The sequence below is a fragment of the Collinsella sp. TF08-11AT genome, from assembly GCF_003437035.1.
Lineage (GTDB): Bacteria > Actinomycetota > Coriobacteriia > Coriobacteriales > Coriobacteriaceae > Collinsella.
This window is the reverse complement of sequence record NZ_QSRL01000018.1, coordinates 1-22,014: the sequence shown is the minus strand read 5'-3', so window position 1 is coordinate 22,014 and position 22,014 is coordinate 1. Positions and strand designations below refer to the sequence as shown.

General features: G+C 58.7%; 18 protein-coding genes. 5 read left to right on the top strand and 13 right to left on the bottom strand.

Annotated elements, in window-relative coordinates; genetic code table 11:
• Positions 1-21 precede the first annotated feature (21 nt).
• From fsa to DXC79_RS09280, 3 genes are all read right to left on the bottom strand, one after another.
• A complete protein-coding gene (gene fsa / locus DXC79_RS09290; protein WP_006235616.1) occupies positions 22-705 on the bottom strand; it encodes a fructose-6-phosphate aldolase in 684 nt (227 codons plus the stop codon).
• A gap of 125 nt (positions 706-830) precedes the next feature.
• Positions 831-2,099 (bottom strand): class II D-tagatose-bisphosphate aldolase non-catalytic subunit, encoded by a 1,269-nt coding sequence (locus DXC79_RS09285; RefSeq protein WP_055251764.1) that lies wholly within the window; start codon positions 2,097-2,099, stop codon positions 831-833.
• A 144-nt stretch (positions 2,100-2,243) separates the two neighbouring features.
• Positions 2,244-3,716 (bottom strand): PTS fructose transporter subunit IIC, encoded by a 1,473-nt coding sequence (locus DXC79_RS09280; RefSeq protein WP_117635988.1) that lies wholly within the window; start codon positions 3,714-3,716, stop codon positions 2,244-2,246.
• A gap of 415 nt (positions 3,717-4,131) precedes the next feature.
• Between DXC79_RS09280 and DXC79_RS09275 the strand changes: the two genes are divergently transcribed.
• Positions 4,132-5,142, top strand: a complete 1,011-nt coding sequence (locus DXC79_RS09275; RefSeq protein ID WP_233503097.1) for a LacI family DNA-binding transcriptional regulator — start codon at positions 4,132-4,134, stop codon at positions 5,140-5,142.
• 119 nt (positions 5,143-5,261) lie between these two features.
• Positions 5,262-6,242: a DNA/RNA non-specific endonuclease gene (locus DXC79_RS09270; RefSeq protein ID WP_117635986.1), complete on the top strand. Its 981-nt coding sequence runs from the start codon at positions 5,262-5,264 to the stop codon at positions 6,240-6,242.
• Between the two features lie 128 nt (positions 6,243-6,370).
• On the opposite strand, the gene DXC79_RS09265 is transcribed toward DXC79_RS09270, so the two are convergent.
• From DXC79_RS09265 to DXC79_RS09250, 4 genes are all read right to left on the bottom strand, one after another.
• A complete protein-coding gene (locus DXC79_RS09265) occupies positions 6,371-8,446 on the bottom strand; it encodes a translation factor GTPase family protein (RefSeq protein ID WP_117635985.1) in 2,076 nt (691 codons plus the stop codon).
• Positions 8,447-8,744: 298 nt separating this feature from the next.
• Entirely contained in the window at positions 8,745-9,494 is a 750-nt protein-coding gene (locus tag DXC79_RS09260; RefSeq protein WP_199408691.1) for an amino acid ABC transporter ATP-binding protein, read from the bottom strand.
• 188 nt (positions 9,495-9,682) lie between these two features.
• The gene (locus tag DXC79_RS09255) at positions 9,683-10,336 is read right to left on the bottom strand and encodes an amino acid ABC transporter permease (RefSeq protein WP_099432382.1); all 654 of its coding nucleotides are present in this window, start codon (positions 10,334-10,336) and stop codon (positions 9,683-9,685) included.
• Positions 10,336-11,196 carry a transporter substrate-binding domain-containing protein gene (locus tag DXC79_RS09250; RefSeq protein ID WP_117635983.1) on the bottom strand — a complete coding sequence of 287 codons (861 nt, stop codon included), beginning with the start codon at positions 11,194-11,196 and terminating at the stop codon, positions 10,336-10,338. Before DXC79_RS09250 ends, DXC79_RS09255 begins: the two co-directional genes overlap by 1 nt.
• Before the next feature lie 338 nt (positions 11,197-11,534).
• Between DXC79_RS09250 and rlmD the strand changes: the two genes are divergently transcribed.
• Positions 11,535-12,968 (top strand): 23S rRNA (uracil(1939)-C(5))-methyltransferase RlmD, encoded by a 1,434-nt coding sequence (rlmD, locus tag DXC79_RS09245; RefSeq protein ID WP_117635982.1) that lies wholly within the window; start codon positions 11,535-11,537, stop codon positions 12,966-12,968.
• Between the two features lie 78 nt (positions 12,969-13,046).
• Here rlmD and DXC79_RS09240 read toward each other — a convergent pair whose 3' ends face one another.
• The 5 genes from DXC79_RS09240 to tilS all read right to left on the bottom strand — a co-directional run bounded on the left by DXC79_RS09240 (position 13,047) and on the right by tilS (position 19,789).
• Positions 13,047-13,868 (bottom strand): phosphatase, encoded by an 822-nt coding sequence (locus tag DXC79_RS09240; RefSeq protein ID WP_117635981.1) that lies wholly within the window; start codon positions 13,866-13,868, stop codon positions 13,047-13,049.
• Positions 13,869-14,027: 159 nt separating this feature from the next.
• Complete coding sequence (locus DXC79_RS09235) at positions 14,028-15,218, bottom strand: pyridoxal phosphate-dependent aminotransferase (RefSeq protein ID WP_117635980.1); 1,191 nt, start codon at positions 15,216-15,218, stop codon at positions 14,028-14,030.
• 189 nt (positions 15,219-15,407) lie between these two features.
• Complete coding sequence (ftsH, locus tag DXC79_RS09230) at positions 15,408-17,489, bottom strand: ATP-dependent zinc metalloprotease FtsH (protein WP_233503096.1); 2,082 nt, start codon at positions 17,487-17,489, stop codon at positions 15,408-15,410.
• Positions 17,490-17,550: 61 nt separating this feature from the next.
• The gene (gene hpt, locus DXC79_RS09225; protein ID WP_055251779.1) at positions 17,551-18,099 is read right to left on the bottom strand and encodes a hypoxanthine phosphoribosyltransferase; all 549 of its coding nucleotides are present in this window, start codon (positions 18,097-18,099) and stop codon (positions 17,551-17,553) included.
• A gap of 148 nt (positions 18,100-18,247) precedes the next feature.
• The gene (gene tilS / locus DXC79_RS09220) at positions 18,248-19,789 is read right to left on the bottom strand and encodes a tRNA lysidine(34) synthetase TilS (RefSeq protein WP_199408688.1); all 1,542 of its coding nucleotides are present in this window, start codon (positions 19,787-19,789) and stop codon (positions 18,248-18,250) included.
• 48 nt (positions 19,790-19,837) lie between these two features.
• On the opposite strand from tilS, the gene DXC79_RS09215 reads away from it, so the two are divergent.
• Complete coding sequence (locus DXC79_RS09215; protein WP_117635978.1) at positions 19,838-20,647, top strand: MBL fold metallo-hydrolase; 810 nt, start codon at positions 19,838-19,840, stop codon at positions 20,645-20,647.
• Between the two features lie 84 nt (positions 20,648-20,731).
• On the opposite strand, the gene DXC79_RS09210 is transcribed toward DXC79_RS09215, so the two are convergent.
• Complete coding sequence (locus tag DXC79_RS09210) at positions 20,732-21,163, bottom strand: Hsp20/alpha crystallin family protein (protein WP_117635977.1); 432 nt, start codon at positions 21,161-21,163, stop codon at positions 20,732-20,734.
• Positions 21,164-21,440: 277 nt separating this feature from the next.
• On the opposite strand from DXC79_RS09210, the gene DXC79_RS09205 reads away from it, so the two are divergent.
• Positions 21,441-21,908 carry a hypothetical protein gene (locus DXC79_RS09205; RefSeq protein WP_117635976.1) on the top strand — a complete coding sequence of 156 codons (468 nt, stop codon included), beginning with the start codon at positions 21,441-21,443 and terminating at the stop codon, positions 21,906-21,908.
• Positions 21,909-22,014: the final 106 nt, after the last annotated feature.

The window sequence follows — 22,014 nt, the reverse complement described above, 5'->3', positions numbered from 1 at the left end:
ATGCCGAGGGCAACCCGGTCGTTAAGCCTGAGCGACGACCTTCTGCCAGTCAGCCTCAAAAGAGGCGAGGCCCTGGTCGGTCAGCGGGTGATGCAGGCACTTCTTGAGAGCGGCCATGGGCACGGTCGCGATGTCGGCACCAAGAAGAGCCGCCTGGGTCACGTGGTTGGGCGTGCGGACCGAAGCGGTGATGATCTCGACGGTGTCGTCGACGTTCTTGCCGGTCCAGTCATAGTTCTTGATGCAGGTCACGACATTGTCGAGCTGCGAGATGCCGTCCTCGGCGATGTCGTCAAAGCGGCCGACAAACGGGCTGATGTAGCGGGCACCGGCGTTGGCGGCCATGAGGGCCTGCGTCGGCGAGAAAACAAGCGTCATGTTGACGCGCACGCCCGCATCGGCCAGGGCGCGGCAGGCGGCGAGGCCGGCCTCGCACACGGGAAGCTTGACCACGATGTTGGGAGCCAGGGCGGCAAGGCGCTTGCCCTCCTCGATCATGCCCTCGGCAGTGGTCGCGGTGGACTCAGCAGACACGGGCAGGCCCTCGCAGAGCTCGGCAATCTTGAGCATATGGGGCTCAAAGTCGGCGAGCTTGCCGCCGGTCTTGGCGTACAGGGACGGGTTGGTGGTGACGCCGGCAAGGCAGCCCCAGCTCTTGGCCTCGGCGATCTCGTCAAGGTTGGCGGTATCGATAAAGAACTTCATGGTGCAAACTCCTTCTAAGGAATCCAAAACTCAAAAAATAGGACAAAGGGGACGTCCCTTTGTCCTATGTGCCGGGCCTGCAGCTGGGACATGCCCCAGGCCCGGCGTCGTGTAGGAAAAGCTACTTAGAGAGCCTTCTCGATGCGGCTCGTGACGCCCTTGAGGTTAAGACCGACGACGTACTGCTTGATCGGGCGCTTGATGTGCTCGATCACAAAGCGCTTGCCGTCAATGTCCTGGGCAGCGAGGTTGCGATAGAGCTTCTCGACCTGCTCCTTGACCTCGGGATCGTTGAACGCGTAGTGGCCGGAGACATCCAGAATCTTCAGGCTGAGCTCGTCGTCGGCCAGAATGTCGTCAACCTGCAGGTTGACATCGTCGCCGGTCATCCACTTGCGCCAGCGCTCGGTCTTGATGGCCTTGACCAGCAGCGTGTGATACAGATCGGAGGGATCGTCGCACAGGCCGTTGTCGACCAGAATCTGCTCGGTTGCGCAGAGCTTGAGGTAAGCGCGGGTCTCCTCGGTGCCGTACTGAGGGGCGACATTGGAAGCGGTCACGTGTGCCGGGATGTGCTCGAGCAGCGTCGCGTCGTCCAGGTAGTCGGCGTTGTGCTCCTTCAGGCCCACGCCGTAGCGCTTGGCCATGTCGGCGAGCTCGCGGGCATTCTTAAAGTTGTAATGACCGACCTGCTCGGTCCAACGGGTGAGCGTACCGGTCTGGCCGACGATAAAGGTGGGCATGGGGCAGCCGCGCTTCTCGAGCTCGGGCTGCAGCTGAGAAATGAACTCCTCGTACTTGTCGGTGGAGGTCAGGCCGCCATTGGTCTCCTCGGTACCGACCTCATAGGCAACCTCGGGCAGGTTATGCTCGCGACGGTACTGCTCAAGATAGTCGATAAGATCGATCGTGCGGCGAAGCACCACGTCGAGCGGAATAACCTTGCCGATCTGATAGGGGTCCTTGGTGGGGTCGACCATCAGCAGGTCAAAGCCTGCCTCCATGTCGGCGACAAAGGACTTGCGGGCGAGCTCCATGGCCTCGTCCTCAGGCAGGTGGGCGTTACGCTCCTCGTCGCGCTGCCACGGACCGCCGTGATCGCGGCACAGGTAGTACGGACCGGTATAGCCCACCTCGTCGGCAACCTTCTTAATGTCGGCGGCAAAGCGCGTCTGGTCCCAACCGTTGACGTAGCCGGCGCCCATCTCGTCCATATCGACCTGGTTGCGGCTAGCGATAAACATGGGCGGGAAATCCTCGTCCTTGGCAAGCTCGAACACGGCCTGAATCAGGTTGGGGCTCATGGGGCCAATGCCGACCATGGTTGCGTGATCGCCGCTGTCCTGCAGCTTGAGCATGCCCTGAACGGCCTGGCGGATGGTGAGGTTGGACATTTTGTTCTCCTTCTCCAGAGGATTTTTGACAAAAGTTCCCTGGGACCCAGATGTGGGCCCTATCAGTGCGGATGGATTTTGTTGTGTAGGGGCGGTTGTGCGGAGTCAAATCCATCCCTCCGCACAACCGGAGTCCTTAAAGGTTTACTTGGCCTGCTTATCGAGCGTGGGCTTCATGGCAATCAGGATTGCAGCGGCGACCAAGGAGCCAATCACGATGTCCAGGCAGAACAGCGCGACGTTGTTGGTGGCCAGGGCGACAATAAAGCCACCATGCGGAACATAGCAGTCGATGCCCTGGAAGGCGGCAAGCGCCGCGCCCACGGCAGAGCCGATGCAAATGCCGGGCAGGGTGTGGCCAAGATCCTTGACCGCGAAGGGAATAGCGCCCTCGGTAATACCGATGCAGCCCATGAACAGCGCAGAGATGCCCATCTGACGGTCAGCGTCATCGAACTTGTTCTTGGCGATGAGCGCAGCGAGGCCGCAAGCAATCGGGGGAATGGCGACGGCGACGCGGAACATACCGTTGGGGCCGTAGATGCCGGAGGCCATGATGGCCATGGTAAAGGTCGAAGCGGTCTTGTTGATGGGGCCACCCATATCGAAAGCGGTCATAACGCCAATGACCAGGCCCAGGACGACGGCGGAGCCGCCCTGCAGGCTGCCGAGCACGCTGGTGAGCCAATCCATCACAAAGCCAAGCGGCGTGGCCAGGATGTAGATGTAAGCCATGCCCAGGACGAGCGAGGTCAGAATTGGGATGATCAGAATGGGCATGATGGTCTGGATGGTGTTGTTGACCTTCCAGGTCTTCATCCAGCGGACAAAGTAACCGCAGATGACAGCCATGATCATGGCGCCCAAGAAGCCGGTCGAAACGCTGTTGCCACTCGGGGTGACGACGGCGTTGTTAACCAGGTAGCCCAGGACGAAGCCAGGGGCAAGTGCGGGCTTGCCGGCCATCGAGTAGGCGATGTATGCCGCAAGCACCGGAATCATCATAGAGATGCCGGCCATACCGATGGTATTAAGGCTCACCATCAACGGGTTGGTGACCTCCATACCACTAGCACCGGCAGTACCGGATGCCAACGAGAAGGCGAGGAACACGCCACCGATAACGACGATGGGGATAAAATAGGAAACGCCGGTATTGAATGCATTGAGCAGCGTCTTGCCAGGATCGGCAAAGATGGACTGCTTGGACGCCGGTGTCGGGGCCTGCGGGGCAGCGGAGACGGCCTTCTTCTCTGCCTTGGCCTCGGCCTTGGGCGCGTCAACGGCACCGCCCGTCGCCTTAATGATCTCAACAGCCCGGTCGATGATCTTGACCGGATCGGCGATCACATCGGAAGTACCGACCTTGAGGAACTTGCCCTCGGCCATCTTTTGCTCAAAACGGTCCTCGTTCTCGACACCCACGTCGACGGACTCGAGCACCAGGTCGGCGGAATCAACGTCTTCCTGCGTGAGCTCATTCTCGATACCCAGACCACCCTGAGCCTCGACTTTGCACTCGATGCCACGAGCGGCGCATTCATCCTGAATCGCCTTCTGGGCCATATACGTGTGGGCGATACCCACGGTACAGGCGGCAACGCCTACGATCTTCATTGCTTCCCTCTTTTCATAGAGTTGCGTGCGCAAGACACCGTTTGCGGAGGCCCCCGGAGCATCCCCTGCCGTTTGGACTTGCTGTCTTTTCGACAAGACCAATATAGGTGCTCGTTTTTCTTAATGCCAGTTTATTTCGGTAAACGCGCAGGTCAGAGCGTTGGTTACGCTATTTAGTTATGCGTTTAACTAAAAATGAATCCTGCGATTTTACCCTCGATTTCAAAAGTCAAGAAGTATTTGATTTTCTCGGTAGACGGCAGATGCGCATGCCGGTCACAAATTTCGACCCCACCCATATACCGCATTTGTTGCATACTCATATGAAAGGAAAAAGTCGCTCACCAAAGCGCATCCCTCACCAAGACTCAAAGTCATCATGTTGGAAAATGCTCATCTGTCGGAAGGAGTCGCTGTGGCAAAACAGCGCGTTACGATCGCAGACGTCGCTCGAGAGGCGGGAACCTCGACGGCAAGCGTCTCGTATTACCTCAACGACAAACGAGAAAAGCTTAGCGAGAAGACGCAGGCAAAGATTGCGCGCGTCATCAAGGAACTCGGATACGTTCCCAACGCCCAAGCGCAAACGCTCACCGGCAAGCAGACCCACGTCATCGCCATCATCATCTTGGATAACACCAACAAATGGGCGGGCCTCGTCCTCAACGGCATGGAGCAGGTCATGCTCCCCGCGGGCTACCAGACGGTCGTTTGCACGAGCAACTTTAACCCCGAGACCGAGCTCATGTATGTCGACAAAATGCTCTCACTGGGCGTCGATGGTTTTATCATCCAGCCCACGGCAAATTTCAAGGCAGTCCATGACCGCATCAAGCGCGCCGGCAAGCCCGTCGTCTTTTTTGACGCGGCCATCTACAGCCCAGGCACCAGCTGGATCAAAACCAACCTCTACGACGGCGTGTACAATGCCACGCAGGCGCTTCTCGACGCCGGATACGAAGACTTCTTTTCCATCGCCGCCAACATGACCGAAATGCGCACTCGCATGGAACGTTTTCAGGGATATGCCGAGGCATTGGCCGCGAATGGGCAGCTCTACAAAGCCATCCCCATCGATCACAACAAGCCGTCAATCAACGAGCTCACCGAATACTTTAAATACAAGTTCAACCCCGCCAAGCGCACGCTCATCTTCGTACAAAACCAATGGGCACTTCCCCGTGTCTACAAGGCCCTCCAACCCATGACCCATCTGCTTCCGCAGCAAATCGGCCTTTTGGGACTCAACTGCGAAGACTGGACCAACCTCACCACGCCGACCGTCTCCACGATCATCGAGCCCGTCGACCAGGAAGGCAGGGAGGCGGCCGAGATGCTGCTCGCCTTGCTTGATGGCAGCAGCACGCCCGGTGAGCAGCGCATTCTCGAGTGCAAGCTCAACTGGCTCGACTCCACCTCGATCTAGACCGTGGGACAAATAAATCAGGAGTGTTTGTCCCAAATCTTAAGTATTTGTTCGACAGAACGGCCCCTGTCGGCTCCTGCTAGACTGGTAGATTCGCAGCCGAACAACCAGGAGCCCCCATGTCGCGCAAGTCCGCCTACAAGCAAGTACTTTCCATCGGCACCGCCGTGGTGCTGGGGTTTGCACTGTTTACGGGATCGCTTGACGGGGCGCCCAAGCTGCTGTCGCCGCAAAGCGACGAACAGGCGGCTCTGGCCGAAAAACAAAACGAGAGCCCCAGCCGCACCGACGACGAGGCAGACCTGGTCGCCCGGCTCGAATCGGGAACAGCGAGTTCCTCGGACTCTCAAAATAGCCAAGACTCTGGCGATGGCTCAGATTCCGCCGCAACCGACACCGGCGACGGCGCTTCCGCGGACAGCACCGCCACCCCCATCGACGAGGTCGAAAACCCCGACCTCAACCGCGCCCGCGGTGTTTATCTCAGCAGCATTCCCGACTATGCCGGCAACCCCTACGTTGCCCTTCGTGCCGACAGCACGCACCCGCTCGGCACGCCGTCATTCACACTCGATGAATACGATCGCGCCACCGAAGAGGGCTGCTTTAAGAAGTTCACCAAGCTCGACAGCCTGGGCCGCACTCGCAAAGCGCTCGCCTGCGTGGGCCCCGAATCGCTCGGTCAAGGCAAGCGCGGCGATATCTCGCGCATCCATCCCGCCGGATGGCATCAGCAGCGCTACGACTTTATTCCGGGCCAGAGCCTCTACAACCGCTGCCACCTCATCGCCTGGTCGCTCTGCGGCGAAAACGCCAACCGCAAGAATCTCCTCACCGGCACGCGCTATCTCAACGAGACGGGCATGCTACCGTTTGAGGAGCAGATTCTCGACTACATCCGCGAAACGGGCAACCACGTGCTCTACCGCGTCACGCCCATGTATAACGAAGAGGAACTTGTCTGCCGCGGCGCGCGCCTTGAGGCGCAATCGGTCGAGGACCACGGCAAGACCCTGTGCTTCCACGTGTACTGCTATAACCTACAGCCGCACGTGCAGATCGACTACGCCACCGGCCGCAACCAGGCATCCGGAGACTAATGTCGGCCGCGCTGCCCGTAACCAAAAAAATGATCCGTTTTCCTCCGTCCCAAAGGATCAAATAGGGCCGCCCCGGTTACCCAAGGCGGCCTTTTCGTCAGCACCTACATTGCAGGCAAAGCCCCGCGCTACTTGGCGCGGCCCTCCTCATAGCGCTCGACCAGCTTGGCCTGAACGTCATAAGGCACCTGCTCGTAGCCAGCGGGCTTCATGGTAAAGTCACCCGTGCCGCGCGTGATAGAGCGCAGGCGCGTCGAGTAATCCGTCAACTCGGCCAGCGGCGCCTGGGCGATGACCGCGGTGTCGCCGCGCTCATCGGTCTCCATGCCCGTCACGCGACCGCGCGATGCCGAGATGTCGCCCATCACGGCGCCGGCGTAGCTCTCGGGGATAGTCACCGTGATTTCCTCGATGGGCTCCAGCACCACCGGGTCGGCATCGGCGCATGCCTTGCGCAGGCCGATGCGAGCCGCCGCGCGGAACGCCATCTCGTTGGAGTCGACGCTGTGATACGAGCCGTCATACACCGCGACGCGAATGCCCGTGAGCGGATAGCCGGCAATAATACCGTCCTTCATGGTCTCCTGGACGCCCTTGTCCACGGCAGGGATCAGCGAGCGCGGAATGCGGCCGCCCACGACCTCGTCCACAAACTCATAACCGTCGCTCGTACCGTCGGCGGCAATCATCGGCTCCACACGCAGCCAGCAGTCACCATACTGACCGGCGCCACCGGTCTGCTTCTTGTGGCGGCCCTGGGCGCTCGCCGTGCGGCGGATGGTCTCGCGATACGGAATGCGGATCGGCACGCTCTTGGCGGCGACCTTGGTGCGGTCCTCCAAACGGTTGAGCAGGACCGAAACCTGCGCCTCGCCCACCGCCGAGATAATGGTCTGGCCGGTCTCCTCATCGCGGTCGATACTCATGGTCGGATCAGCCTTGCAGGCCTTCTCGATAAACGTGTAGAGCTTCTCTTCGTCCCCGCGATTCTCGGCCTCGATGGCGATACGGTACTGCGAGTTGGGGAACTTAAACGCCGCCGCCTCGACCTTACCGGTAATGGAGAGCGTATCGCCCGTCTCGGCAGCCAGCTTGGGCGCCACGATGATGTCGCCGGCATAGGCGTGACCGACCTCGGTCATATCGCGGCCGCACATCACATACAGGTGAGCCAGACGATCGCTCTTGCGGGTACGCGCGTTGATCAGCTCAAGACCCGGCTCAAGCGTGCCCGTCAGCACCTTGATAAAGCTGATGCGACCCTGCTGCGGATCGGCCAGGGTCTTAAACACAAACGCCACCGGACGGTCATCGTCGCTCGAAATCTTGAGCGAATCGCCGTCGATAAGCGGCATCTCGCCGTAGTCGGTCGGCGCCGGGAAGTACGTCGCGATGTCGTCCATCAGCGAGTTGACGCCCTGCTCCTTAATGCAATCGCCCGCAAAGACCGGCACAAAGATGCGCTCGGCAATCGCCTTCGACAGCAGGCCTTCAAGCTCCTCCTGCGTCAGCGTCTCCTCGCCTTCCAAGTACTTCATCATCAGCTCATCGTCAGCCTCGGCCACCAGCTCGCACAGATGGTCATGGGCTTCCTCGGCCTGGGCACGATACTCCTCGGGAATCTCCGACTCAACGGCTTCGGCGCCGTTGCAATGGCGCGCCTTCATGCGCACCAGGTCGATGATGCCGTCGAAGTCCTCGCCCTCGCCCCAGGGAAGAGTCACGGCGCCCAGGCGCGTGCCAAAGCGCTCCTGCAGCAGGTTCATTGTGGTCGTAAAGCTGGCCTCGGAGCGCGACAGGCGGTTTACGAACACCGCACGCGCCAGGCGCAGGTCCTCGGCGGCATACCAGAGCTTAACCGTCGTAGGCTGCGGGCCCGCCTCGGCGTCGACCACAAACAGAGCCGTCTCGCAGACGCTCATCGCGGCAAAGGCGTCGCCGATAAAATCGGGATAGCACGGGGCATCGAGTACATTGATACGTGCGCCCTTCCAGTCGATCGGCGCAATGGTCGTCGAGATGGAAAATGCACGCTTGACCTCTTCGGGGTCATAGTCGAGCGTGGGCTTGGTGCCGTCGTGGCCGCCCAGGCGGGCGGTCTTGCCGGAAAGGTGGAGCATGGCTTCGGCGAGTGAAGTCTTGCCCACCCCGCCTTGGCCTACGAGCACCACGTTCCTTACGTTACCGGTCTTGGGAGCACCCATGATGACCTCCTTGCAGGGCCGCGCGCAATGCGCGACGCCAACGGGGAGAGTTCGCGGTCGGTGCCGTCCCGGAAGCAGCATGGTCGGCAGCCGAGCCGACTCACCCTCCAAATGTCCTATGCCACCACCCTACCCTCACGGGTGACTGCCCATGCATACCTTTCGGCGCACGTATGAATACAGGCGGCGAGAGGAAGGAGAACGTGCGCGAGGCGATTATTGGACCCCGCCGATGCAAATAAAAAGCCGTCGCAGACCGTAAGACCTGCGGCGGCTTCTTCTCAATACATAGCTGAGCCTAGCCCTCGATACGGCTCAAGAACTCACGGGTACGTTGCTCATGTGGATGATCGACAACCTGCTCGGCAGGACCCTCCTCGACAATGCGACCGCCATCCATAAAGACCACGCGGTCGGCAACATCGCGCGCAAACTGCATCGCATGGGTCACGATCACCATCGTCATATTCTGCGCGGCCAGATCCTTGATGACGCGCAGAACCTCGGCCGTCAGCTCTGGATCGAGCGCCGAGGTCGGCTCATCAAAGAACAAGATTTCCGGGTCGAGCGCCAAGGCGCGGGCGATACTCACACGCTGTTGCTGACCGCCCGAAAGCTCACATGGCACCTTGTTCTCGTTGCCCGTAAGCCCCATCTGCGCGATCAACTCACGCGCACGTGCTTCGGCCTGTTCGCGCGGGCGCTTAAGCACGCGAATCGGAGCATCGGTGATGTTTTTCATCACGGTATAGTGCGGAAACAGATTGTAGTTCTGAAACACCAGGCCAAATCGCGAGCGTGCCTGCTTGGGCACGTCGCCCTTCGCGTATACCGCACCCGACCCCGCGTCCGTCGCAACGGCAAGGTCGCCAAACGAAAGCGAGCCACCGTCGAGCGTCTCGAGCAGCGTCGCGCAGCGCAGAAGCGTGGACTTACCGCCGCCCGAAGGCCCGATAATCGCCACAACCTCGCCACGCTTTACCTCGAGTGAGATATCCTTGAGCACCTCATTGCCGCCAAACGCCTTGCGCGCGTTCGTTATCATCATTACCGTTCCGGACACGGGAACCTCCATGTGTTTGAGAAGTCAGCGAGCGTGTGGCTGACGAGACAATGTGCTTCGAAAGAGGAGCGCCGCGTACTTCTGTACGCAAGCGACGGTTTGAGGAGCAGATTGGCCGTCAGGCACGCGCGCAGCGTCGAGCAGTCCGCCGTTCGCTAGAACGGCGGAACGATCTAGTCATGATAATAGTCCAGCTTCTTTTCGGCGGCACCCAGCAGCATCTCGACCACAAAGTTAAAGACCCAGTAAATCAGCGCCGCAATCGCAAACGGCACCATGCTCACTTGCGAGGCAACCAGCGCCTTGGCCGTCGAGAACATCTCGCCCACACCAATGGCAAACGCCAGCGACGTGTCCTTGACCAACGTGATGATCTCATTGCCCATCGCCGGCAAAATGCGCTTGGCGACCTGCGGCATCACGATATACAGAAACGTCTGCAGACGCGAGTAGCCCAGCACCTCGGCAGCCTCGTATTGACCGCGCGGAATGGACTGCAGGCCCGAGCGATAGATCTCGGCAAAGTAACCGGCGTAGTTGATGATGAACGCCACGACGCACGCCGTCCACTTGGAATCGGGCGTGAGCGAGATGCCAAACACGTAGTACGGGGCAAAGTAGATGGCAAACATCTGCAGCATGAGCGGCGTGCCACGCATGACCGAAATGTAGATGCGCGCAATCCAGCGAAGCGGCGCGATCTTACTCATACGCATAAACGCCACGGGGATTCCCAACGGAATCGATCCGAGCAGCGTCAGCACAAACAGCTGCAAACTGACCAAGAAGCCCTGGCCAAGCATCTGCATCATGACCTGAATAGACATTATTTCAAAACCCAGTTGTCGAAGGAAAGACCGTAATCTGCATACTTGTCGCACAGGTCCTTGACCGTGCCGTCCTCGTAGAGCGCCTTGAGCGACTCGGTCACGGCATCGGCGGACTTGGTGTCGCCCTTCTTAAAGCCGACGGCGTAGTGCTCGCTGGACAGCGGCTTGTCGAGCTGCGTATAGGCATCGGGCTTGGCGGCAAGCTGATACTGGGCAATCGAAAGGTCGCAAGCCACGGCATCGACCGCGCCGCTCTCGAGCTGCATAAAGGCCGTGTTGTACTCGCCGATGGTATCGAGCGTGGCAAACGTCGCGGCCAGATCCTTCTGGTCGCCCTCGAGCACATCCTGCGCAGCGGAATCAGTCTGGGTAATCACGGTCTTGCCGGCAAGATCGTCCCAGCTCTTGATACCCGCGTCCTTCTTGACCACCAACACCTGCTCGTTGAGCATATACGGCTCGGAGAACGTGTAGTCGTCCTCGCGGCCCTCCATGGTAAAGCCGTTCCAGATGCAGTTGATGGCGCCGGAGTTGAGCAGCGTGTCCTTGGCATCCCAATCGATGGCCTCGTAATCGACATCCCAGCCCTGCTTATCGGCAACGGCCTTGGCAAGGTCAAGGTCAAAGCCCGTGTACTCGCCGTCATCGCCCACAAAGCCGTACGGAGGATAGGACTTATCAAAGCCCACCACGAGCTTCTTGGACTCCGCGGCGCCCTTCACATCCTTGGCCGCGGCAGAGCCAGCAGCGGAGCCCTTGCCAGCACCACCGCCGCAACCGACAAGACCAAGGCCAAGCACCGCGGCGAGCGAGCCGGCTAGACCAACAAACTGACGACGAGACATATCGCTATTCATGGTATTCCCCCTCGATAGCACTTTAGTTAGGTAAAGTGAGTCATGTAACGTTCAGAATCATACACTTTAGCGTGATAGAGCACAAGGCAAGTTTGCCCGCCGCGTGAGGGGTGTGGGGGTTAAGTTTCCTGCTCTACAGTCCTGCTCACGACGGAGGCCACATTAAGTGGCCTCCTGTTCGTGCGGAACTCGCGATAAACTTAACCCCCACACCCCTCACGCGGCGGGCAACCGTCGTTGGGCTTATCACTGACACGAATAAATCGCTTGTATATCGTCTGCTGGCTTGGCACGGTACAATACTTGCAGCTTTAATTCATGAATTAGTGGAGTTATTGATGGCAGAATCTCGTGCGGAGCGTAAGGCTCGTCGTGCTTTGATCGAGTCGGCTGAGGGGTCTCAGGAGAAAAAATCTTCTCAGAAATCCAAGTCGTCTCAGGATGCGAAGGGCAAGGCTAAGACCAAGCGTCCCGGCTCTCGTCGGAACGAGGATAAGGCATCTCAGACTCGCTCCAAGCGCTCGCATAAAGATCGGGTTTCGTCTGCGCGTAAGGCTGTGGACCCCAAGTCTCCCTGTTCGATCATGAAAGCTTGCGGTGGGTGCACGGCGCTCAATCGTCCTTATAAAAAGCAGTTGGCAGCTAAGCAGGCTGCTATGGAGGAGCTTTTTGCTGCTCTTTGCGAGCGCGAGGGTATTAGCGTCGACCCCATTCGCGGTATGGGCGTCACCTTGGGCGATCCGGGCAAATATCCTGCTCCGCGCGGTTTTCGTCATAAGGCTGCCACTCCCTTTGCTCCCGGTAAGGAGGGCGCTGTCCGCTGCGGCTTCTTTGAGCGCGGTTCGCACAGAATCGTTGCCGTGCCCGAATGCCCCGTCGAGGCGCCGGGAGCCCGCCAGATTCTCAACGGCATCGCTCGCGAGGCCGAACGTCTGCATATTCCTGCCTTTAACGAAGACAAGCATCTGGGCTTGCTTCGCTATGCCGTTGTTCGCTGTGGTTGGCGCACAGACCAGATTATGGTCACCCTCGTAACCGCTCAGCGCGACCTGCCGCATGCGCATGAGTTCTTTGAGGCTGTCGCCGCACTCGATCCGCATATCGTCACCGTTGCCCAAAACATCAACGGACGCCCCGGCAACGCCATCTTGGGTGAGGAGACTCGTATCGTCTATGGGGCCGAATGCATGCGCGACCAGCTGCTCGGTTGCGAATTCGATATCTCCCCTACCGCGTTTTATCAGACCAACCCGCAACAGACCGAGCTGCTCTATCAGCTCGCTATCGACGGCATGGATTTGCACCAGGGCGATGTGCTCATGGATGCCTACTGTGGCAGCGGTACCATCGGTCTTTGCGCAGTTAAAGATGCCCAGAACAAGGGTATCGGCATTATACTGCTCGGCGTGGAGCGCAACCCGGCGGGCATTGCCGACGCACGTCGCAATGCCGAGCTCAACGGCCTCACCCGAAGCGCTTGGTTTATGGCCGACGACGCCACCGATTACATCCTGGATGCCGCCGATAACAACGAGCGGGTCGATGTCCTTTCCCTCGACCCGCCGCGCGCCGGCTCTACCCCAGAGTTCCTCGAAGCTGCCTGCGCGCTTAAGCCGCGCCGCATCACCTATATCAGCTGCAACCCCGTAACTCAAGAGCGCGACCTGCATCAGCTCCTCGACGGAGGCTATCGCCTGCTCAAGATCACGCCCGTCGACATGTTCCCTCACACCGACCACACCGAAACCGTAGCGGTCCTCGAACGCCGCTAACCAACCTCAGTAGATTTTTGGGACAAGAAAGGGGGCGACCCGTCTGGGCCGCCCCCTTCGCTTGGTTTATAAATTCCGCTACATCCCCTTGCGCAGGTCGCACACGCCGGCTGCCGCCATCTCGCGCAGCAGCGTCTCGCGGTCGCGCGTCACGATCAAATCCAGCGGGAAGTGAATCTCGTCGAGCATCTTGCGCGCGTGATCGAGCTTGCCAATGGCCATGCCAATGTGGGCATCGGTCGACACGCCAATGCCCACGCCCAGCTCGGCGCAGCGCTCGGCGATCTTGCGGCATACGGCCCAATGCTCAGTGTCGACACCGTGTTCAAGACTATGATTGTTAATCTCGATAATCTTGTGCTTGGCCTTAGCCGCCAACAACACCTCATCGATATCAAACGGAACGCCCGAGCGACCCGTGTGACCCAGCATGAACACCTTGGGGTGCTCCAGGGCATTGATATACATCTCGGTCGCCTGGGCAAGCGTCGCACCTTCGGCAATCTGCGGATTATGCACGCTTGCCACCAAATAATCCAAATTGCGCGTAACCAAATCGAACAGTGAATGCTGACGGCTGTACGAATCGCCGGCGATATCGAGCGTGACAGGAGTGTCCTCGCCAAACAGGCTTCCGTCCAGCGAAACGATATCGGCCTCGGCACCACGCAGCACCAGCACGCCGCTCCAAATGCGCGGCCAGATATCCTGGTTGATAAAGAATTGGTAACTGCGCAGGTCATTGGGGCAAGCCGTAACCATAGAGCTCAGATGGTCGGCAGATCCGAGCACCTGCAGGCCACGCTCTGCCGCCCAGTACACATTCTCCTCAATGGTCGAATATGCATGCGCAGAGAACATCGTATGGGTATGAATGTCACAAGAAAGCAGGTAGGGCATCAGGTCTCCTTATCTGGCACGGCCGTCGCTTATATTCATTGTACGCATAGCCTTCGATAGTCGTAAAACTGCTTCATCCCAATCACACAACGACATAGACAACGGGGTCTGGCTTAAAACCAAACCCCGTTTCACGTAAAACATTGTAAGCAGAGCGCTTTACTTTCGAAGATATTCGTCGGCCAGTTGCTTCCAGGCAGGCAACGAATTGACGATGGTCTCGTAGCTCACACAGTAGCCCAAGCGGAACCAGCCCGGCATGCCAAAGCTGTCCGAAGGCACCGCGAGCAGTTCGTACTTCTTCGCGCGCTCGCAGAACGCATTCGCATCGGGCTCCAGCGCTTTCACCCACAGGTAGAACGCACCGTCCGGCTCAACATAGGTGTAGCCGTACTCCGCTAGTGCGTCGGTAAGCGCGGTGCGGTTGCGCGCATAGGCCTCGACATCGCTCGGTTCATCAATGCAGTCGATAATCACGCGCTGGAAGAGCGCCGGTGCGCACACAAAGCCCAGCGTACGGGCGGCACCCGCAACAGCCGGCATCAGGCGAGCAGCCTGCGGATTGGTATTGGGAACCAAAATCCAGCCCACGCGCTCGCCCGGCAGCGAAAGGGACTTGGAATACGAGTAGCACACGATGGTGTGCTCGTAGATCGAGGGCACCCAAGGCACCTCGGCGCCATAGACGATCTCGCGATACGGCTCATCCGAGATAAGCATGATCGGATTCTCGGGATCGCGCTTGGCGTTGGCCTCGCACAAAACTTTAGCCAGGCGCGTCAAGGTATCGCGCGTATACACAGCGCCGGTCGGGTTATTGGGCGAGTCGATAATGACGGCAGCCGTCTTATCGGTAATCGCCTTGAGCACGTTATCCACGCTCAGCTGGAACGTATCTTCATCGGCGAGCGCCTCAACACACGTACAGCCGGCCTTCTCAATCCAAACGCGATACTCCGGAAAGTACGGGGCGATAACAATAACCTCGTCGCCCGGGTTCGTAACGGCGTTGAGCGTGCAGGTGAGCGAAGCCGCGGCACCCACCGTCATAAAGACGTCTTTGCCCTCATAGCTCGTTCCAAAGCGGCGGTTGAGCGATTCGGCGACGGCTGCTCGACATTGCGGCAGGCCCGGAGCGGGGGTGTAGCCGTGCAACTGGTCACTCGGCAGCTCCAGGGCCTTCTTAATCGACTCAGCCACGGCAGCGGGCGCCGGAACGCTCGGATTGCCCAGCGAAAAATCGAATACGTTTTCCGCACCGATCTGCGCCTTGCGCTCAAGGCCATAGCTAAAAATCTCACGGATGATGGAGCTTTCCGCACCGCGAGCATACATAGTTTCGTTGATCATCTGTTCCCCTTTCGCATAGGCGGTATTGTACGCTTTAGTTGAGCAAAGTGCCGCAGCAATGTTGATTGGGGACAGACTTAAATGCGTGAAAACGCTCATTTAAGTCTGTCCCCAATCAACAGACGGCCCCATATCGCTCAAAAGAAAAAGCCTCCGCAGGTTTCCCCGCGGAGGCTTTCGCCACAAAGACTATTTGTCGGTGTCGGCATCGTCATCGACATCGACGACGGCATGGTCATCGCCAGCGTCGCCGGATGCGGCTTCGGCATCCTCCTGCATGGCCGCCTGCGCAAAGGCCGCGGCATCAGCCGCCAGCTCTTCCTCGCTCATACGAGGCGCGCGCTTCTTGGTCGGCATGCCGGCCGCCTTGGCATTGCGCTCCTCCTTGGCCGCCAGGATATCGCCCTCGCGCTCAAGGTAGGCGTCCCACTCGTTATCGAGCAGGGCATTCACGGCATCGCCCTCGACAGTCTCGCGCTCAAGCAGCACCTTCGCCATCAGATCGAGCTGATCGCGACGGGCGTCCAGGATCTCGACCGCACGACGATGGGCCTCACGCATAATGCGCTGAACCTCGATATCGATGCGGCGCGCCGTCTCCTCGGAGTAATCCTGGTGATCGGCGTAATCGCGACCAAGGAATACCTGATGCTGCGCCTCACCAAACACTTGCGTACCCAGTTCCTCGCTCATGCCCAGGCGCGTGACCATCTCGCGCGCCATCTTGGTCGCGCGCTCCAGATCGTTGCTCGCGCCCGACGTGATGTCGTCGCACATGAGCTCCTCGGCAACGCGACCGCCCAAGAACACGGCGAGCTCGTCGAGCATCTCGTTCTTGGTCTTGAGGAAGTGATCCTCCTGCGGAAGCTGCAGTGTGTAGCCCAGGGCCTGACCGCGGCTGACGATCGAGATCTTATGAACCGGATCGGAGTGCTCCAGGATGTGGCCCACCAAAGCGTGACCGCTCTCATGGTAGGCAATCGTGGTGCGCTCGGCCTCGGTCATCACGCGACCCTTGCGTTGCGGTCCGGCAATCACGCGCTCCATCGACTCCTCGACCTCGTCCATCGAGATCACGGAACGATGACGGCGAGCGGCCAGCAACGCAGACTCGTTGAGCAGGTTCGCCAAATCGGCACCAGTAAAGCCAACGGTCATCTGGGCGAGCTTCTCAAACTTAACGTCCTCGTCCATCGGCTTGTTCTCAGCATGCACGCGCAAGATCTGCTCGCGGCCCTTCACGTCCGGACGGTCGACCGTAACTTGACGATCAAAACGACCGGGGCGCAGCAATGCCGGGTCCAGAATATCGGGGCGGTTGGTCGCGGCGATCAGGATGACCGACTCGCTTTCCTCAAAACCGTCCATCTCGACCAGCAGCTGGTTGAGCGTCTGCTCGCGCTCGTCGTGGCCGCCGCCCAAACCGGCTCCGCGCTGACGTCCCACGGCATCGATCTCGTCAATAAAGATGATTGACGGAGCCTGAGACTTGGCCTCCTTAAAGAGGTCACGCACACGGCTGGCGCCGACACCCACGAACATCTCGACAAAGTCGGAACCCGAGATGCTAAAGAACGGCACGCCCGCCTCGCCGGCAACGGCCTTGGCCAGCAACGTTTTACCGGTGCCCGGAGGGCCCACCAGCAACACGCCACGCGGGATCTTGGCGCCCAGCTTGCGATAGCGATCCGGATCGCTCAAAAAGTCACGGATCTCCTCGAGCTCCTCGACTGCCTCGTCCACGCCGGCAACGTCCTCGAACTTGACCTTGGGACGCGTAGCCTCGTTGGTCTTGGCATTGGTCTTGCCAAACTGCATGTTCCTATTATTGGCGCCCATCATCTGGCGCATAAAGTAGAACATGATGGCGATCAGGGCAATCGTCGGCAGCACACTCATCGCCAAGTCGCCCCAAAAATCGGGGTCGTTGGTGTTGACGATGTACTTGGTGTCGGGGTGCTCCGCCATAAGCTCGGCAAGCGAATCGGAGCCGACATAGGTCGAGGAGAAGCTCTTGAGCTCGCTCGTATCACCCTTGTCCTTTTTCGTCTTCCAGTAATGACCCGCCACGCTTCCGTCTTGAACCGTATAGGTCAAATCTTCGACGCGATCCTGCTTAATGGCGCTCACCATCTCGCTCGTCGCGAGCTTAACGGTATTGCTGGAGCTGGCAAAGCCGGAGCCCATGTTAAAGAAGGCGTAGCCCAGAAGCGCGCAAGCCAAAATAAAATACAGCCAGCCCGTACGCGTGGGCTTCTTGCCTCCGGGCATTCCCGGGATCTTAGGCTCCCGGGGAGTCTGGGAATTGTTATCGTTACGGTCGTCGGGCATCTTACGAATAAACCTCCGGTTTCAAAATGCCCAGATACGGAAGGTTGCGATAGCGCTCGGCATAGTCGAGGCCGTAGCCCACCACAAAGGCATCGGGGCAATGGGTTCCAACATACTTAGGCGTGACGGCCGAGGTACGGTCCTCAACGTCCTTCCATAGGAAGGCGGCGACCTCCAGAGAAGCGGGCTTGCGGCTCTCGAGGTTCTTCATCAGGTACTTGAGGGTCAGGCCCGAGTCCAGAATGTCCTCGACGATCAGCACGTCGCGACCACGGATGTCGATATCCAGGTCCTTAATGATACGCACGATACCCGAAGACTTCACACCGTCGCCATAGCTCGAAACAGCCATGAAATCGATGTTGGTCGGCAGCTCGATCTTGCGCATCAGGTCGCCCATAAAGACCACGGCGCCGCGCAGGACCGCAATCAGTACCAGATCCTTACCCGCGTAGTCGCGAGTAATCTGCTCGCCTAGGCGAGAGACGATACCGTCGATATCCTCCTGCGTAAACAGAACCTTCTCGATATCCGGATGTTGAGAAGCCATGACAACCCTTTCTTGTGCTTAATCGCCCACACACCGCCGTATGGACGCGAACTACACATTCTAGCAGCGCACGGGGTATATTTTCCAGCCCGCGCACCATCAGCGCGGGAATACCGTCAACGCCGCACAGAAAAGCTGGTGCGAGGAGCTAATCCGCGTCAACCACGCGAAGCAGATAGGCCACGCGCGTCGCCGCCGTGCACTTAAAACGTTCGTCCGCGCGAACGCCCGCGACCCATACTACGGCACCCCCCGGAGCCGTTCTTACCACGGGTACGCCAGAGCGGTCTGAAACAGGAATGCGCGCCTCGTTCAACAGGTCTGACACTTTCTTGCTTCGGCCGTTCATCCCCAACGGGCACATCACGTCTCCCGGCACAGGGCTATCCACCCACAGGCGCGCCGATCGTGCCTCGGTGGGAATCTCCCCGCGCGAGCCGGCTAACATCCGCTCGCCATCGCAGTCGGCAAACCCCAGGGCCGCCGCATCCACCAAGGCCGCAACCTTTCCGGCAGCAGCAAGCTCGCGGGCACGGTGCACGATATCGCACCCCGGCTCCACAGCCATCGGCTCCGCTGTCAGCATATGCCCCGCCCCCAGCGGCAGACAACCGGGAACGGAGATCCAATCGGCCACTAAACCCTCGCGCGCCGCCGGGGCCTTGAACGCCAGCATGCCAAACTCCACACGGGCATCAATTCCCGCAGGAAGCGTAACCGAGCCCGAGCCCGCAGCGACGCAGGCGAGCACGCGCTCCACGTGCCGCATCTCCGGTCGCGCGTCGGGATCGATGCGCTTAATCGCCAACCGCACGATACGCCGTGCAATCACAACTTCAGCGGCGGCAAGACGGCGCGCATCGAGCACCAGTGCGCCCACCGCTTCCTTGCGCAGGCAGCTTCGAAACGCCTGTGCCGAAAGCTGAGAAAGAAAGGCATCCTCATCGCCTAAGATCTCGCAGGCGGCGCCAATCGTCTTGCAGACGCTCGCATTGCGCTGCGCCACCACTGGCATCACTCTATGGCGCACGTAGTTTCGCAGATACGAGACATCCTCATTGCTCTCATCTTCACGCCACGGCTGACCATGTACCTGTAGATAGCCCACGAGCTCGCCATGAGTTAGGTCAAGCAAGGGGCGCACCACGATATTCCTTCGACGGGGAATGCTCGAAAGCCCAGCCGGGCCCGACCCCTTAATGGCGTTCATCAAAAATGTTTCCGCGCGGTCCGACGAAGTATGCGCGGTACAGATACGAGCCGCCGTCCGCGGTGCGCCCGATTCGGCACAAAGTTCGCGAACATATCTCCGTGCCGCGGCATAGCGCACCTCGCGAGCCGCAGCCTCGATATTGCCCGATTCGTCATCAAAATAGGCATGCTCAACACACAGCGGCAAGCCGTATTGCGCGCACAGGTCACGTACAAAGGCCTCGTCGCCATCGGATGCCTCCCCGCGCAGATGATGGTTTACATGCAGCACGTGCAATCGCTCGCGCGCAATGGGAGCGACGCCGCGCCCGTCCTGGATATCCAGCTTTGATGTGCAGGCCATAAGGAGCAGCGCCGTCGAGTCCGCACCGCCTGATACCATGAGCACTACGGGGGCAGCGGCCTGCCGCGTTGCCAGGGCGCTCTTATCCGTCCTCGGCGCGGCATGATGTCCATAGTGCTGAGATACCGTTGGCATTCGCTTCCTCCTCTATTCGTCCGCACTCATTGTATCCTTTGGAATCTTATGTCTCGCCTGCACCTTCATATCCTCGGCAGCGGCTCAAAAGGCAACTGCGCACTCGTCGAGGGGCCTCAGGGGCTCATCATGATCGACAACGGCCTGTCCCGCCGCGAGACACTTAAACGCATGGCGGAGCTTGGCCTCTCGGCAGACGACGTCGCCGCTCTTGTAATCACCCATGAGCATGGTGACCATATCAAGGGGCTCGATGTATGGTGCAAGCACTGGCATGGTCCCCTCTTTACTAGCAGGGACACCCTTTCATGCAAAGAAAACCTTGCGCACCTGCCCGTAGAGGAATTTGACCCCGGCGACACGCTCCCCATTGCCGGCATCCAGGTACAAACCTACTCAACATCGCACGATGTCATCAATCCTGTCGGCTATCGATTCAATGCTCTCGATGATTCCATTGGGTTTGCCACCGACACCGGAGAGTTGTCGAGCAAGGCCATAGGCACCCTCAAAGACTGTCGAGTTCTCGCGCTCGAAAGCAACCACGATGTAACAATGTTGCGCGAAGGACCGTACCCCCGCTTTCTTCAGGAACGCATCCTGTCCGCAAAGGGGCACCTTTCCAACAACCAGGCCGCCGAAGCCGCGCGAGAACTTGTTACCGATCGCACCGAACAGCTCATCGCCATGCATATCAGCCAGGACAATAATCGTCCAAGCCTTACCGTCAAAAGCTATGCCAACGCGCTTGATGCAAGTCTCGATGATGAACTCGGCAGTTCTGCCACCCGTCTTCAAGGGCCACGGAAGCTCTCGATACGCCCTGCAAGCCAGTATCAACCGACAACCATTCAATAGCCCCTCAAGACAACAAAGGGGGGGGCTGGGAATCACTTCCCAGCCCCCCCTTAACTCATACTCTCGATTGAAGCAGAGCCATCGTTAGTCGATGGAGATCTTCGTAACGTTCTTCTTCTCGACGATCTTAGGAACCGTAACGGTGAGGATGCCGTCAGCATACTTTGCAGAGAGGCCCTCGCTCGAAGCGTCCTTCAGATATACGCCACGCGTCGCGCTGTACGAGCTAAACTCCTTCTGGAGGAAGTTCTTACCCTCGTTTTCGGCGCTCTCCTCGACGTTCACGCTGATGGACAGGCGACCCTCATTGAGCTCAACGTCGATGTCATCCTTGGCGACACCGGTCAGATACGCCTTGACCTCGTAGCCATCGCCCTTATCCTCAACGTCAACGGGAAACGCCTTGGAAGCAATCGAGTTGTTTGCAAGGTCGGTCATATCATCAAACAGATCGAACAGCGAGCTAGCAGAAGGACGAACGCCAAAAACCGAACGATAAGGAACCATGCTTGCCATGTTTACCACTCCTTTTAAGGACTGCCGAGCCATCTTCTAGGTGACTGGGACTTCTTTTGACGCTCTTATATATGCCCACCCAGTGCTCATATATACATCGACTATAAAGTTTTTTGAGTCCAGTACTATAAGCATATCTAAGTGTGTATGACTCAGGTTTTAGTAAGGTTAAGGTTCTTTGAACCAGAGCTTAAATAACAAGTATGTTCGCAGCTACAAATAACAAGGGGCTTACAATGAGCGCGTACACGTTGTTGGTAACGAGCTAAAGGGCATCATGGACGACCAAAACCAGAACAATATGTTTATGCCGACGCAGGGCGAAGATACTTCTACGCAGCCGCCACGGTTCCATCGCCCCCACATCTCGCAAGAGCCCATTAATGATCCTGAGCCCGATTATGTGACGAGAAATCGATATCAAACGCTCGAGGATGCCCAAACGGGACGTAAACATATGGGCGTTGCCTCGGGAGACCCTGTATATCTGAAAGACGCACCATTATCTAAAAACAGCGCAGCTAGCGATGAGCCGATGAAAGCATCCGCCGCTCATCAACAAAGAGGGCCTCGACCCAAGCAAACCTTGACGCATTCGGCTCGCTATCTCGAAACGCCAAAACAGGGAAAATCAATCTTCGTTTCGTCAAGTAAACGACGCAAGCAGCATCAGCTGACAATTCTGCTTTTGATCATTGCGGCCATAGCAGTTGCCCTTGTTATACGATTTATTTTCTTTAAATAAAGGCTCAATACCAAAAACAACAAGATCGTCTGGTGTAATTGAGTCATTTACACCCCGTAAACGCAAAGAAGGGGGAGGCCGCGAGGCCTCCCCCTTCTTCAAGTCA